Raw genomic sequence first — 14,727 nt, forward strand, 5'->3', positions numbered from 1 at the left:
CCAGAAAACCGCCAATACCGGAAGTTTGATCAGGTTGGTTTTTTTTAAGGGGCAACCATGAACAAGAATAAAACAAGCATGTCAGTGAAGCATGCTTTATGCGGTCTAACCGTGGTAGCGATGACTTGTTCGCTACCAGCGGCTGCAAATCTGGAGCGCGCGGTAAATCAGGCGCTCAACCAAAACCCGGACGTACGCCAGCAGTGGCGTGAAGTTTTGATGAGTGACGCTGATATTGATATTGCTGCGAGTGATATTAAGCCAAATATGGACGTCGTTGGCGGTTATGAATACGTTGACCGTAATTATTCAGCGAACCAAACTTTTAACGGTGGCTTTGCTGAGGTTCAGCTGAATCAATTGTTATACAACGGTATTGCCCGCCACAATATTGCTCGTTCAAGAGAAATTCAGTCGGTTCGCTACCAAGAGTTACTAGATGTTGCCAACAACATCACGTATGAAACCGTACGCGCTTATCTAGACGTTAAACGGCAACAAGAGTTAGTGCGTTTAGCGGCGGAGAACTTTCGCCAGCATGAGCGTGTGTTTGGACAAGTAGAAGAAAGCTTTAACGCGGGTGTGGCTCGTAGCTCGGATTTAGAGCAAATCAGCGGTCGAACTGCATTAGCGCAATCTAACTTGTTGACCCAACAGTCAAATTTGCATGATGTCATTGCACGTTACCTACGTATCGTCGGTGACTTGCCGCCGCAGGTGTTAGCGGACGTTGAATTTAACCACCCTGTACTAAGCCGCGATGTCGTTGCGCAGCTAAGAACCGCGTACGAGCATAATCCGCGCTTTATTGCAGCGTTACACAATATTGAGGCGCAGAATCATAACGTGACCGCTAATGAAGGGCGTTATAAGCCGACTTTCGAGCTGAATGCGTCATACGGAATCCGTGAAAACGACGAAATTGGTATTTTTACGGGCACTCAGCGTGAAGCGCGAGTTGGCGTGCAAATGCGTTACAATTTGTTCCGAGGCGGCAGTGACCGCGCCAATATTCGACGCTCTCTCGAAGGTCTTGAGCAAGCGCAGGATATTCGTTCAGGCGTGTGTATGGATATTCGTCAGGAAGTGCAGGTCAGTAACAATGACTTGCGTAACCTAGACCGCCAGCTGCCGAACTTACAGCAGCACATGAACTCAGCTGATCGTGTGCGTGTGGCATATGCGGATCAATTCGGTATTGGCAACAGAACCTTACTGGACGTGCTCGACTCGGAAAATGAATTTTTCCAGGCAAGCATTGCCTATACCAATGCGCGTTATGACCAAACTGTGCGTCAAGCTGCGTTGTTGCGCAGTACGGGTCAGCTCATGCAAGCTGTCAGTGCCAATCAAGGTGTATTCCCAACACCGCGAAATGACACTAAACTGAACGTTGATTTTAATTATGTTTGTCCTCAATATGACTTAGGGCAATACGTTAATTATTAAAAATACATTCAGTACAAGGACATGATGTGCCAAGATCTGGTTCAGGGAAGGAGCTACTTCGCTGTTTAGAGTTTGTAGCTCGCACTCACCACCGCGACTTTAACGAAGCGGCAGTCTTAGCCGGACTGCCGCTAGAGAATCACGACTTAACGCCCAGTGTGTTCGAGCGTGCGGCTCAGCGTTTGAAGCTCGCCTCTAAAATTGTTCAGCGTAGTGTTGAGGACATCAATCCTGCGCTATTACCTGCCATTGTACTACTCACAAACAATCGTGCCTGTGTCGTTCATTCTATCGATAAAGCCAAGGGCAGTGCAGAGGTCATTTACCCCGAACTAAACGATGCAGCTACGGAGATTGCGCTAGATGACATCGCCGAGCAAGCGAATGGCTATATCATCTATTGCCGTCCTGAGTTTGACTTTGATAAACGCGCTGACGACACCTTTAAAGCCAATCATCGCCATTGGTTTTGGGGGGTTATCAGAGAGAACCGAAAGCTGTATAAAGACGTTTTAATCGCAGCCCTGCTTATTAATATTTTTGCACTAGCGATGCCTTTATTCGTGATGAATGTATATGACCGCGTGGTGCCAAACCAAGCAACCGAAACGCTTTGGGTGCTGGCCGTGGGGGCTTTCGTTGCGATTACAGCGGACATGGTTCTGCGTTTAATGCGCACTTGGTATGTTGATTTGGCGGCCAACCGAACCGACGTCAAAGTATCTTCATCCATCTTGCAGCGGGTGCTTGCGATGCGCATGGCTGACGCGCCGCAAGCTACTGGCTCCTTTGTCTCTGGTATCCAAGGGTTTGAGAGCGTCAGGCAGTTCTTCAGCTCTGCATCAGTGAATGCGCTAGTCGACTTACCTTTTGTGGTGTTCTTTATTGCTGTTATTGCGATTATCAACCCTTATTTGGCGCTACCAATTATCGTGGGTGCTCTATTGCTATTTCTCCACGCGCTCGCCACCCAGCATAAGATGCGCAGCATGGCTGAAGACAGTATGCGTGCCTCTGCGATGCGTAATGCTTCACTGGTGGAGGCAGTTGGCTCATTGGCGCTGGTAAAAACCTTTAATGGGCAAAGTAAAGCGCAGGCAACTTGGGAGAAGAGCACTATCTACATTAGCCGCTCAGCGGCCCGAATGCGCGTGCTGTCGGCTTCCCTTGCGACCTCTGGTACATGGATTCAGCAAACGGTTGCGATTAGCATGATCATTATTGGAGTCTACTTAGTCATAGCCGGCAACTTGACCGTAGGTGGCATCATTGCTGCGTATTTATTGTCATCGCGTGCAATGGCACCGATAGGTCAGGCGGCAAGCCTGCTTGGCCAGTATCATACTGCAGCAACAGCAATGAAATCATTAAATGATGTGATGGCGCGTGAAAGTGAGGGCAATGATGACGCAAGTAAACAGTCAAAGCCGATACTAAATGGACACATTCAGTTTAAGAATGTGAGCTTTGCATACTCGAATGATACGCCAGAGGCGTTGAGTAATGTAAGTTTTGAAATTAATCCAGGCGAGAAAGTAGCGATTCTTGGTCGTAATGGCTCGGGTAAGTCATCGATAACGCGTTTAATCATGGGGCTTTATCACCCACAAAAAGGGCAGGTGCGGGTCGATAATATAGACCTTCAGCAAATCAACTTGACCCAGCTGCGACGCAACATTGGCTATCTACCGCAAGACGCTGATCTTATGTTCGGCACAATTCAAGATAACATCACCATGCCGAGCGAAACGCTGCACGCGGAGCAGTTAGTGCAGGTCGCTAACCAAGTTGGTTTAGCGAATGTTACTAACCGGTATCCAGACGGTCTCAATCACATGATTCAGGAGCGTGGACGCAATGTTTCTGGCGGCCAACGCCAGCTTATCGCGTTGGCGCGGGCGCTTATCAATGATCCTCCCATGATTATTCTGGATGAGCCAACAGGCTCTTTGGACCATAGTAGTGAAGACCAGCTTAAGCGCACGCTATTGGAGAACACCAAGGTAAAAACGCTGATAGTGGTCACCCACAAAACATCTATGCTTGATTTAGTTGAGCGTATTATTGTCGTGGACAGTGGCAAGATTGTCGCCGATGGCAAGAAAGACGACGTGCTACATGCGTTGCGCTCTGGGCGCGTGGGAGCTGGGTAATGGCAAAACAAGATACGAAGCAGCCTAACTCCAAGCAACCAAAAGCAACTGCCGAAGAGCGCGCTTTCAATGCCATCAACTCGGTGGCTAAACGAGGTGGCCACGGTAGTAGTTTGTTGACCAAAGTTTTTGGCCGCTGGTTGAAGATGCCAACCAGCAGCGACTGGGTCGTGGATAGTGAATGGGCCAAGGTTCAGCAGGAGCCGGTGCGCTCAAGAGCTTTATTGTATGGCATGCTGTTGGCTTTTATTGCGCTTATTGTATGGGCGACGTTCGCAGAAATCGACGAAACGGTGCGCGGCGAAGGGCGTGTGGTGCCGTCTTCACAGTTACAACGCTTACAGTCACTTGATGGAGGTGTAGTGCAAGAAATTCTGGTGCGCGAAGGTCAGGTTGTTGAAGCGGGTGAAACGCTACTGCGTATTGACCCAACCCGTTTTGTTTCGGACTTTCGCTCCCAACGCGCAGAGTATTTCGCATTGTCTGGCGAGGTGGCGCGCTTAAGAGCGTTGATTGCGGGCACTGAACTGAGTTTTCCAGCCGAGTTAGAAGAGAGCGCTGCGCAAGTGGTGAGCGACGAAACCTCTTTGTATGAGTCGAGTTTAGATGAGCTTGACCAACGCCGTCAGGTGTTCGAAGCGCAGTTAAGCCAACGTCAGAATGAGTTGGCAGAGCTGCGTGCGGCGTCTCGTCAGTATCGGGATAGCTTGGCGTTGACCCGGCGCGAGTTAGAGGTCACCCAGCCGCTGCGTCGCAGTGGTGCGGTGTCAGAAGTTGAACTATTGCGCCTTGAGCGTGAGGTTACTATCTTGCAAGGCGACTTTGAGCGCACTGAAGCATCGATTGCCCGCACCCAGGCTGCTATCAACGAGGCGGAAGCGCGCTTGCGTGAAGTGAGCGTCGCCATGCGTAACGAATGGCGTGAGCAGCTTAATCGTTCTGCTGCGCGTTTGAGTGGTTTAGCCGCAGGAGAGTCGGGCCTTGCCGATCGCGTACGGCAAAGTGAAATACGCACCGCGAGTCGGGGTATCGTGCAGACCTTACATGTTAATACGGTTGGTGGTGTAGTGACGCCTGGGCGCGATGTAGTCGATATTATACCGCTGAATGATCAACTGATAATTGAAGCGAGAATTAGGCCACAAGACATTGCATTTTTAAGGCCAGGGCAGAATGCCATGATCAAATTTACCGCGTACGATTTCATGATTTATGGTGGCTTCGCGGCAGAAGTGCGTCATATTAGTGCCGATACCATCACAGACGAGCGTGACAATACATTCTATATTGTGCGCTTAGCCACCGTGGCTGATGAGTTTCCAGAAGAAATTAATATCATTCCGGGTATGACGACAGACGTGGATATTATTACGGGCAAGCGGACAGTGATGCAGTATTTACTCAAGCCTATTCTGCGAGCAACTTCAATGGCGTTATCGGAGCGCTAAAAATGGATTTATTTCTTACGTCTTCGGGATTCTTCAATTCATCGTGGCGCACGTTAGATACACATGTGCAAGTGAGTGAGGATACGGCTACGGCACAGCAGTTGAGTGCAGGTGATACGCTCTGGATATTAACAGCGCATGCCAACTGGTCTCGTGTGGTGGCAGATTCGGTGCAAAAAGGAGTGGCGGTGGTGGTGCTGGCGGCGCTACCGGACGCCGCCGAGATGAATCAGGCGTTAAATAGCGGCGCTTTGTGTTATTGTCCTGCAGTTGCTGACGAGCGCACCATTCAAGCGGTCAAAGTCGCTGCATCGCAAGATTCTATTTGGGTGCCAGCGGTTTATCTGCGCCAAATGACAGGCGCAGTTGCACGCTTATTTGGCGGCAACCCTAAGAAGTCACGCTATGAACAGCTCGGACTGACGGCTCGAGAAGCTGGGGTTGTGACGTTATTAATTGATGGCTTATCGAACCAAGATATTGCCGCCCGCTTATTCATTACTGAGCGCACAGTAAAAGAGCATCTAACCAATATCTTTAAAAAACTAGACGTTAAAGACCGCTTGCAGTTGGCGTTACTAGTGCTGAAAAGTTAATAGCGGAGGTCATTATGCCCTATATAAAACGCAATGCTGCAAACGAGATTGAGCTGGTTAGCGCGGTGAAAACCGAAGAAACCGCAGAATTTATCGCTAAATCAGACGTGGAGCTACAGAACTATCTGGCTGGCTTAGCGCCCAAAGGCGCTAGCACTATCGGTCAGACAGATACCGAAGTCGCGCGGATATTTGAAGATTTGGTAGATGTTTTGATTGCCAAAGGCGTGATTCAATTTACTGACTTGCCTGAACCCGCGCAACGCAAATTAATTAAGCGTCAAACTCTGCGCAAACAAGCGACCAATTTAGAGTTTGACGCAGACCACGACGACGACACTATTCAGATAGGCTGACCCCTGGACCAGTAATACCGTCGACTCCTAATTCAGCTAACAGCTTCGCGTTATGGTTGGTATTGAACCCTTGCGCGATCACAGTTGCGCCAATGGAGTGACCCAAACTACAAAACGCAGCAAGCATGCTCTTACCTGCTTCGCTGTCATGCGCACTTTGGGTCAAAGATGCATGCAGTTTAATTTCATCGAGGCCAAACTCGTGAATGTTGCTCAACTGGTTAAAGCAATTCAGCGCACCTTGTATACCCACTTTGAAACCTGCCTGGCGTAACTCTTTGCAATAAACTTCAAATGCCACGGCATGACCCATCAGGGCCGCTTCGTGAAACTCAAGAGTCACTTTTTTCGTCGGGTGACTCTGTATCAATTCCACAAGGGCGTGGCGGTTCGCTTGATGACTGATAAAGTCAAAGGACAACTTAATTGCCACGTTGTCAGTTGTGGTTTGTTCGCGGCTGAATAATTGCCGTAGCGCAGCTAATTCAATTTGATCAATCAATTCGAGTCGCCGTGCCCACGGTAAAAAGTATCCCGCATGGCGAATATCTGAATTCAGTCGAGCGCGGATCATACCTTCGTAATGAATAACAGCTGCGCTTGCCGTATGCACCACTGGGTAGAATTCAAAAAATACCTGATTGGACGCAATTGCATCGAGCAAGTCTTTGCGCCACTCGTCGGCAGTCGCATAGGGTATGTCGATAGAGCCTTCGATATGCAGGAACGCTCGGTGTGTCTCAGTGCTTTCCAATTGGCTTAGGGCAGAATCGAGCCGCATCATCGCTTGCGACTTACTGTCCTTCGTATTGAAGTTCGTTGAGCCAATTAATACGCTATCATTCGCTTGATTAAAACGCTCTAGCACTCGCGCAACGTGAGACTGTAAACGCTCAGCAAACTCTTCGGTATGGGTTGGCTGCTCGAGCAAAATCGCAAAGTCGGAGCCATTTAGGCGCGCCACTAAGGCTTCTTGCATGCTTGAGTGTTGTTGCTGACAGTAAGCGTCTAGCTCGTGGCTCAGATTCACCAAAAACTCATCCACTGAACGCCGCCCAAGCGTGCGATTCAACTTGTCTAAATCGCGTAACCTTAGCATCACTAAGCCATGGCTTGCTGCTTCGTCAATATCGGTTAAGAGTGCGTCGATCCGTTGCATAAATACTTGGCGATTCGCCAAGCCAGTCAATTCGTCACGCTCAGTTTGATCACGTAGTTGATTAATTTTGTCATTATTTTTATCAATGATATCTTTCACCCGGGCGGTGAGTTTATTCATCGCCAACACCAGCTTTTTATATTCAAGAGTGCCGGGCACTGGCAGAGAAATATAGCGTTTATCGCCTAGCGCTTCGGCTTGCTCCACAACTCTATCCAACGGACGAGTGACCTTACGTTGAATTGCGGTACCAATAGCACCAACCAAAATTGCAATAATCGCCGACCAAAAACCAAATCGCTTAGTGGCTGACCACATGTCATTAATCAAATAGCCAGAATGACTGCGCACTTCGATGCTACCGAATTGATTCCAGCCGTCACTGACAAGTGCAACACCTGGGCTTGCGTCAATTTGAATTAAACGCAGGAACCAATTTGGAACGTTGGTCGCAACGTCACCTGCAAACTCACGGCTTATTATGGTCTCTCCTGAAGTGTCTTTGAGACTTAAATACTCGTAGTACCCAGTGTCAAACTGCGCCGCTAAGATAAGCTCTAAGAACACTTCGTCTTTATCCATTTCCGACAACATTTGTGCCAATAAATTAGCATTGTCATTGTTTTTTATACTGAGTTGCTGGCTGACTTGCTGCACATTTGAAGCCGTGGTGATTAATACACCGCAGACAAACATAATGAGAACGACAGCGCTAACAATAGCCCAAAGCTGTTTATTTAATGTCATTGTGATTGCTCCAGATAAATACCTTGTTGACGCATTCGTTGAATCACGTTTTGCCAGCGCGATAGCCTTGATGTTGGGCTCGCGTTGGCGCGCGCACCACTTGTGCCCGACCACAGGCCGTCACTGTTAAAACTAAACACAGGGGATAAGTCGGTGCGCTCCGAGGCAGGCTGAATGCCGCGAACTAAACTATCTAAAATGAGCGGCTGACTGTCCGGGGTTGCATAATAACCTAACACCATGTGAGCTTGACTTGCGCTACTGCGTGGCCCACCAATTTGTGCTCTAACGTAAATAAGCCGCAGCTTGTTCATATCCATGCCCGCCAATCGTAACGTTATATATTTAGCAATGGCGTAGTCTTCACAATCACCCACACCCTGGCCAATCGTTTCAAGAGGCGTGGTCCAAAAGTCTTCAGTACCGTGGACAGCTTGGTCAGTGCGATAGGTAATATGCTGATGGAAAAAGTCATTCACCACGCGAATTTTGACCTCGTCAGGGCTATCTTTGAGGTTTTCAATCATGGCATACCAAAGTTCGGTGACGGAGGCTCTTTGCGCCGAATATGTTTGCCCCATGAAGCGTTGCGCAGCATTTAAGTCAATTGCCCAGCTAGCATTAGCTGCTTGAGTAGGTGCGCCCATACTAACTGGCACCGCCACGAGTGTGTAGGCGATGATTGAGCTAGCAAGTAATGAGCGTCCATTCAGCAATCGCTTCACGCATGATTCTTTGGTTAAAAAGTAATGCTTTAATATAACAAATTACTCGCCAAATGATGTAAGCTTTTCAAGCTATTCTTGAGCGAATTTATTCAAGGTATACTGGCCTATCAATGACAACATCAGCTATTTACGCACAGACGCGCATTCGAATAAAAAGGGAGAGTTTTCATGTCAATCGTTCACCTGCGAGCTTCTAAGTTAGCTTTTTTAAGTGTTGGCTTACTCAGCGTTTGGAGCCATTCTGGACTTGCTGCTGAACCTTATGTGGGGGCTCGAATTGGCTGGACGCATCTTGATTCGTCGCGTACGCATACGACAGATGAAGCAGTTTTTTCAGCCCGTGACGGATTACGCACTTTCACGCCGGGTTTGGAGTTGGGAGTGATTTTCAAGCAAGATCTTGCTTTGCGTGGGTATTATGACTCCATGCATGCGGATTTTGGCAGTGACGTGAATAAGCAAAGCGGCTACAGCTCGGGTGTTGACATGTTATTCGGCTACTCCCGAGGGGTTTATCTAGGCTTCGGTGTCAATCACACAGATATTGGCGATCAACATGCCACAGGCTTACGCGGCACGCTCGGTTATCGACATATTCTGACCCCAAGCTTAAGCACGCGGTTTGAATTGGCGTATCAAGATGGATTCACCCAAAGCACGGAGTTGTCCGATGCCTATTTAGGTGCCAGTTTACAGTATACATTTGGCCAGCGTAACGTTACATCGGCGCGCCCTGAACCACAGAGCTTTAGCTCAAGCCAAGTGCGTATTGCGGATGCTGATGGCGACGGTGTAGCCGATTACCTGGACCTTTGTCCGAACACACCGGCCGGGCAAGCGGTGAATATGTATGGCTGTTCAGCATATCAGGCACGCGATGGGCGGTTTGAGTTGGATATCCAATTTGCTAACAATTCAGCGGATATGACTGACATTGATCGTAGTGAATTAGCCATGTTAGCCGAGCATATGCGGTTAAACCCAGAAGCGCGCATGGATATCGAAGGTCACACAAGCTCAACAGGCGCAGGCTGGCGTAATCGTCAACTTTCCCAAGAGCGAGCTGACGCGGTTAAGCAACTATTAGTTGATGAATTTGGCATTTCTGCCTCGCGTATTCAAGCGCGTGGCTTAGCGGACACCCAACCATTATCTTTAACGGACCCTGCCAGTGCGGTGAATCGCCGTGTTGAGGTGCGCATCTACTAAGCTGACAAGTAGTAAAACGGCCCATGAAAAGGGCCGTTTTACTAATGCTTAGTTTCAATCATTTGTTCGATATCAAAGCCCCATTCGTGGGCACGAGCTAGCGTCCTGTCAATCAGCCAGCGAGGTAGTCGAGGTTCACGCGCAAGCAGCCAAAAATAATCATGGCTATCGCTCACTATGACCGCGTATTCATAGTTGCTGCCTAATTCTGCAATGTAGTAGCCACCGCTAAAGGGCCATTGAAACGACACACTAAAGCCTGCTGGCATGCCATCAATTGGCTTGGCTTTACCTACCGCAGTTTTCCATTCTCCCTTACGGGTGTTAAAACCGCGATTGACCACCTCAAAGGTGCCATCTGCATTTAGACGATAGCTGGCAGTCGCATGGCTCATATCACGCTGAAAGCTCGTCGGCATGCGCACAATTTCATACCAGGTTCCCATGTAGCGCTCAGTGTTGAGTTGCTGAATCGGCGTCACCACAGGTTCCGGTTGGTGCATGCAGCCAGTTAGTACATACGCTGCGATGAACATTGCGGCCAAACGGTGCGTCCAGTTATTTGCCATGCGTCCCTCATAAGGTTTCAAGATGAATAAGATACTCGTTAGCAGTGGTTAAAATAGCTTCGCGTTCGTTAGACTCGCGCTTTTCCCACTGTCGGTACATCATACTCATGCGCTGGTTATTGGCAAATAGTTGTTGGTGGCGGTCGAGAAAGTGCCAATATAAAACGTTAAATGGACAGCTGCCTTCGCCATGCTTTTGTTTCACATCGTAGTGACAATCTTTGCAGTAGTGCCCCATGTTATTAATATAGTTTCCGCCTGACGCATAGGGCTTAGTGGCCAGAATACCACCATCGGCGAACTGACTCATACCGCGTGTATTGGGTAGCTCAACCCACTCAATGGCGTCAACGTAAATACCAAGGTACCAGGCGTCGACTGCGACGGGATCTGCACCAATCAGCAATGCAAAATTACCAGTAATCATCAGGCGCTGAATATGGTGCGCATAGGCATATTGCAATGACTGGCGAATCGCGTGTTGTAAGCAGGCCATCTTGGTATCACCTGTCCAGTAAAATTCAGGCAGCGCACGCTCATGCTGAAGCTTATTGAGATTCGCGTAATCAGGCATTTTGTCCCAGTAAATGGCACGCACAAACTCGCGCCAACCAAGAATTTGGCGCACGAAGCCTTCTATTTGTGCCAAGTTAATCACATCGGGTTGCTTATGATGCGCCTCTATTGCGCTCTCGATGACTTCCCTGGGGCTAAGCATTTTACTGTTCATACTAAATGAGAGCCGAGAGTGAAAAAGGCTCCAGCAGCGCTTACTCATGGCATCTTGATAGCGTCCAAAGTTAGCCAGCCCATGCTCTAAAAAGAAATTGAGTAGCTCACGTGACTGTTTACGTGATACCGGCCACGGCAGAGCAGTGGCGTCCACTTCTCCAAAGCTATCGACGCCTTGCTTTGTAAGCAGCACATCCAACTCACTCACATCATTGTCGAATACTAGAGGGGTAGGTACCTGCACTTTGTCTGGTAATTTCTTGCGGTTATCATGGTCGTAATTCCACTTTCCACCAGCCGGCTTGTCACCTTCCATCAAGTAATTATATTGCTTGCGTAATCGGCGGTAAAAGGTTTCCAACAGTACTTTATTTGGATCTTTAAAGTAATCACCCAGTGCATCGCGAGCGGTTAAGAAGTGCTCAGTGTCCACCATGCTTACGCTGACGCCGTCGGGGCTGTAGCGCGCTAGTTGCTCATCCAGCCGCCATTCATCGGGGGCTTGGTATGCAAAATCTTGTACCTTGGTATGCTGCAGCACCATGTCTAGATTGTCGGTTAATTGCTGTTTATTGCCTTGATGATCTAGTGTGAGGTAAAGCACATCATGCTTATGCGCGATAGCATTGGCGAAATTACGCATGGCGGCGAAAAATGCGAGGACTTTTTGGCGATGGTGGCGCACATAATCGGTTTCTTGGCGCATTTCCATCATGACATAGAGGGTGTCTTCACATGGCTGGCGCAGCCAACTATGCGATGCGTTGAGCTGGTCGCCCAAAATCAATCGTAGCTGTGAATATTGGGTCGAGTTCAGGTGTGATAGCGCGTAGTATATAGCCATTAAATATCCGACGTGGTGAGCTTTAAGTAAGCTTACGCGTCAAGTGCGGTAGAGGTTTAGTATGCGCCTAGATAAGTTTGTTTGTGACTCCACGGGGTTGAGCCGTAAAGAGGCTGGTCGTGTGATTCGCGCGGATGAGATTGAAATTAACGGTCAGTTGTGTCGCAAAGCGGCCACGCCGGTCAAGCCAGATGATGAAGTGACTTGGTTAGGCAATACGCTGGCAATTATTGGTCCTCGCTATTTAATGTTGCATAAGCCAGCGGGCGTTATCTCTGGGTTGGGTGACCCAGTTCATCCTTCTGTGTTCAGCTTGTTGGACGAGCCTAAGATCGACAGCATTCATTGCGTCGGCCGGCTTGATGTCGATACCACCGGCCTACTGTTGCTTACCGACGACGGCCAGTGGTCACACCGGATAACATCACCTAAGCATGAATGCGCGAAAACTTATATTGCCACACTGGCTGACGCTGTGGATGCTGCAGAGGCGCAGCAATTGGCAACCGAGTTTAGTCAAGGTGTGATGCTGCATGGGGAGGAAAAGCCAACCAAGCCAGCAGAGTTTGAGCTGATTGACGCCAATACCGCTAAGCTCGTAATTCACGAAGGGCGTTATCATCAGGTTAAGCGCATGTTTGCCGCGGTGGGGCATAAAGTAGTCGCGCTGCACCGCAGTCAAATTGGTGGTTTAGCCCTGGATGATGATTTATTACCAGGCGAATATCGAGCGTTGACGGCACAAGAGGTTGAATTACTTGGAGGATAAGCGAGGCTGCGCGATAGCAATCTGTGGCGTTTATTAGCCTGGTTATTGAGCGCTTCATCTCATTCTCATTGAGTTTATTGACTGCAAACGGTCTAATCGAAACTTAATATAAAAACAGAAGTGAGAGGAAGCCGCTCATCATGCAACAAGTATCAAACCCCTCCTTAGTAAAGCGCTGGCGCAGCCTAGTCGCAGTGTGTTTAACGCTACCGTTATTACTGGTGACTGCCCATGCCAGTGAACATCGGCGTACGCTGGAAGCTGAATCCGTAGTGGTGACTGAGCATCGAGCTCAAATCAATGGTCAGCGTGTCGATTACAAGGTTTACGCTGGTTTCTTACCCGTGTGGGATGAAGACGGCCACCCGACTGCGACTTTGCAGTATACCTATTACGAGCGCCAAGGCGTGCGGGAGCAAGCGCGTCGACCGATTATGTTTTCCTTTAATGGTGGGCCAGGTTCAGCGTCTGTTTGGATGCATATTGCCTACACTGGGCCGAAGTCATTGCGTGTAGACGATGAAGGCTTTCCTATTCAGCCTTACGGCGTGAAAGATAACCCTCATTCAGTGCTTGATGCGACCGACATAGTCTTCGTTAACCCAGTTAATACGGGTTATAGCCGCGTTTTGCCAGGCCCAGATGGCAATATGCCGTCACGGGAACGGCAGCGTGAGATGTTCTTCGGGGTTAATTCAGACGTGCAATATTTGGCCGAATGGATGAACACCTTTGTAACTCGCTATCAGCGCTGGCGCTCACCGAAGTTTTTGATTGGGGAAAGCTATGGCACAACGCGTGTCGCTGGCCTTGCTCATGCGTTGCAAAACCAGCAATGGATGTACATTAATGGTGTGGTATTAGTGTCGCCAACCGACATGGGCATTGACCGCGAAGGCCCAGTTAAAGCGGCGAATCGCTTACCTTATTTTGCCGCAGCTGCATGGTACCACCAACAGCTTGACCCGGCATTGCAAGAGCTCGACTTATACGAACTGCTGCCTGAAGTAGAAGCTTTCACTATCGACACCTACTTACCTGCGCTAGCGCGCGGTGCTTGGTTAGGCGAGCAAGAACGCAACGCTGTGGCTGCGCAGGTAGCTCGCTACTCAGGATTGTCTGAGCAAGTGGTGCTGCAAAGTAACTTAGACGTCGATACCGCCTTTTTCTGGAAAGATCTATTAAGAGACGAAGGCTTAACCATCGGCCGATTGGACTCGCGTTACACTGGGATTGATAGGCAGGATGTTGGCGTACGCCCAGATTTTAACTCTGAGCTGACTTCATGGTTACACTCGTTCACACCGGCAATCAATTATTACTTACGTGAAGAGCTAGGCGTTGAAACAGACATTAAGTACAACATGTTTGGGCCGGTGCATCCGTGGGATAGAAGTAACAACAATACAGGTCCGCAGCTACGTCAAGCCATGGCTCAAAACCCATTTATGAATGTGTTATTTCAAGTCGGTTATTACGACGGGGCGACCAATTATTTCGATGCCAAATACAGTATGTGGCAACTAGACCCAAGTGGAAAAATGCGTGACCGTTTATTTTTTGAAGGGTACCGCAGTGGTCACATGATGTATTTACGCAATGAAGATTTACGCTTGTCCAACGAGCACTTGCGTGAATTTATTTTACATTCGTTACCTGATGAAGGGCAGCCCGCACGCTATTAAGCTAAATTGGCATGTAGGGAATAAAATTTCCGATGGAAGTACCTAAAAACCCGACAAATTTTTGTCGGGTTTTGTATTTATGGTCTAGGCTTAAGTAACTAACAACTAAGAGGAACGTGATTATGGTCGAGTTTTCTGGCTTTTTAGGTCTACTGCGGCCTTGTTGATCAAATCCGTACCGAGGGTAAAATTGCCCCTTTCCCACCTGGGGTTAACGCACCATTTCGCTCACGGGCATGCCAAGGCGGGTTAATTTATTAAGTACGGCGACCCGTACATAACC

Annotated in this window: 12 protein-coding genes; 8 read left to right on the top strand and 4 right to left on the bottom strand. The window is 48.8% G+C overall.

What is annotated here, in order from left to right:
* Positions 1 to 57 precede the first annotated feature (57 nt).
* The 5 genes from CWE07_RS12405 to CWE07_RS12425 are packed head-to-tail and all read left to right on the top strand — an operon-like array spanning position 58 to position 6,002.
* Positions 58 to 1,449: a TolC family outer membrane protein gene (locus CWE07_RS12405; protein WP_111570551.1), complete on the top strand. Its 1,392-nt coding sequence runs from the start codon at positions 58 to 60 to the stop codon at positions 1,447 to 1,449.
* Positions 1,450 to 1,475: 26 nt separating this feature from the next.
* Positions 1,476 to 3,602, top strand: a complete 2,127-nt coding sequence (locus CWE07_RS12410; protein WP_111570550.1) for a type I secretion system permease/ATPase — start codon at positions 1,476 to 1,478, stop codon at positions 3,600 to 3,602.
* A complete protein-coding gene (locus CWE07_RS12415) occupies positions 3,602 to 5,050 on the top strand; it encodes an HlyD family type I secretion periplasmic adaptor subunit (RefSeq protein ID WP_111570549.1) in 1,449 nt (482 codons plus the stop codon). Before CWE07_RS12410 ends, CWE07_RS12415 begins: the two co-directional genes overlap by 1 nt.
* Before the next feature lie 2 nt (positions 5,051 to 5,052).
* On the top strand, positions 5,053 to 5,646 hold the full coding sequence (locus tag CWE07_RS12420) for a LuxR family transcriptional regulator (RefSeq protein ID WP_111570548.1): 594 nt from the start codon (positions 5,053 to 5,055) through the stop codon (positions 5,644 to 5,646).
* A 14-nt stretch (positions 5,647 to 5,660) separates the two neighbouring features.
* Positions 5,661 to 6,002 (top strand): tryptophan synthase subunit beta like protein, encoded by a 342-nt coding sequence (locus CWE07_RS12425; RefSeq protein ID WP_111570547.1) that lies wholly within the window; start codon positions 5,661 to 5,663, stop codon positions 6,000 to 6,002.
* Here CWE07_RS12425 and CWE07_RS12430 read toward each other — a convergent pair.
* Both CWE07_RS12430 and CWE07_RS12435 read right to left on the bottom strand, forming a co-directional pair.
* Entirely contained in the window at positions 5,986 to 7,908 is a 1,923-nt protein-coding gene (locus CWE07_RS12430; protein ID WP_111570546.1) for a bifunctional diguanylate cyclase/phosphodiesterase, read from the bottom strand. The genes CWE07_RS12425 and CWE07_RS12430 overlap by 17 nt on opposite strands.
* Positions 7,905 to 8,633, bottom strand: a complete 729-nt coding sequence (locus CWE07_RS12435) for a transglutaminase-like cysteine peptidase (protein WP_198679924.1) — start codon at positions 8,631 to 8,633, stop codon at positions 7,905 to 7,907. The genes CWE07_RS12430 and CWE07_RS12435 overlap by 4 nt, the downstream gene beginning before the upstream one ends.
* Before the next feature lie 171 nt (positions 8,634 to 8,804).
* Here CWE07_RS12435 and CWE07_RS12440 point away from each other — a divergent pair, with 171 nt between their 5' ends.
* Positions 8,805 to 9,845 (top strand): OmpA family protein, encoded by a 1,041-nt coding sequence (locus tag CWE07_RS12440; protein ID WP_111570545.1) that lies wholly within the window; start codon positions 8,805 to 8,807, stop codon positions 9,843 to 9,845.
* Positions 9,846 to 9,886: 41 nt separating this feature from the next.
* Here the strand turns inward: CWE07_RS12440 and CWE07_RS12445 are convergent, their stop codons facing one another.
* A complete protein-coding gene (locus tag CWE07_RS12445; RefSeq protein ID WP_181452305.1) occupies positions 9,887 to 10,414 on the bottom strand; it encodes a lipocalin family protein in 528 nt (175 codons plus the stop codon).
* 7 nt (positions 10,415 to 10,421) lie between these two features.
* Positions 10,422 to 11,990: a cryptochrome/photolyase family protein gene (locus CWE07_RS12450; RefSeq protein ID WP_111570544.1), complete on the bottom strand. Its 1,569-nt coding sequence runs from the start codon at positions 11,988 to 11,990 to the stop codon at positions 10,422 to 10,424.
* Between the two features lie 61 nt (positions 11,991 to 12,051).
* Between CWE07_RS12450 and rsuA the strand changes: the two genes are divergently transcribed.
* Both rsuA and CWE07_RS12460 read left to right on the top strand, forming a co-directional pair.
* Positions 12,052 to 12,759 carry a 16S rRNA pseudouridine(516) synthase RsuA gene (rsuA, locus tag CWE07_RS12455; protein WP_111570543.1) on the top strand — a complete coding sequence of 236 codons (708 nt, stop codon included), beginning with the start codon at positions 12,052 to 12,054 and terminating at the stop codon, positions 12,757 to 12,759.
* A 140-nt stretch (positions 12,760 to 12,899) separates the two neighbouring features.
* Entirely contained in the window at positions 12,900 to 14,444 is a 1,545-nt protein-coding gene (locus CWE07_RS12460) for a S10 family peptidase (RefSeq protein WP_111570542.1), read from the top strand.
* The last annotated feature ends 283 nt before the right edge of the window (positions 14,445 to 14,727 follow it).

The organism is Aliidiomarina maris (genome assembly GCF_003987335.1).
Classification (GTDB): domain Bacteria; phylum Pseudomonadota; class Gammaproteobacteria; order Enterobacterales; family Alteromonadaceae; genus Aliidiomarina; species Aliidiomarina maris.

Excerpts from the sequence above, each read along its gene's own strand:
- CWE07_RS12405 (WP_111570551.1), top strand. The coding sequence starts at position 58 with ATGAACAAGAATAAAACAAGCATGTCAGTGAAGCATGCTTTATGCGGT.
- rsuA (WP_111570543.1), top strand. The coding sequence starts at position 12,052 with ATGCGCCTAGATAAGTTTGTTTGTGACTCCACGGGGTTGAGCCGTAAA.
- CWE07_RS12425 (WP_111570547.1), top strand. The coding sequence starts at position 5,661 with ATGCCCTATATAAAACGCAATGCTGCAAACGAGATTGAGCTGGTTAGC.
- CWE07_RS12460 (WP_111570542.1), top strand. The coding sequence starts at position 12,900 with ATGCAACAAGTATCAAACCCCTCCTTAGTAAAGCGCTGGCGCAGCCTA.
- CWE07_RS12415 (WP_111570549.1), top strand. The coding sequence starts at position 3,602 with ATGGCAAAACAAGATACGAAGCAGCCTAACTCCAAGCAACCAAAAGCA.
- CWE07_RS12440 (WP_111570545.1), top strand. The coding sequence starts at position 8,805 with ATGTCAATCGTTCACCTGCGAGCTTCTAAGTTAGCTTTTTTAAGTGTT.
- CWE07_RS12420 (WP_111570548.1), top strand. The coding sequence starts at position 5,053 with ATGGATTTATTTCTTACGTCTTCGGGATTCTTCAATTCATCGTGGCGC.
- CWE07_RS12430 (WP_111570546.1), bottom strand. The coding sequence starts at position 7,908 with ATGACATTAAATAAACAGCTTTGGGCTATTGTTAGCGCTGTCGTTCTC.
- CWE07_RS12445 (WP_181452305.1), bottom strand. The coding sequence starts at position 10,414 with ATGGCAAATAACTGGACGCACCGTTTGGCCGCAATGTTCATCGCAGCG.
- CWE07_RS12450 (WP_111570544.1), bottom strand. The coding sequence starts at position 11,990 with ATGGCTATATACTACGCGCTATCACACCTGAACTCGACCCAATATTCA.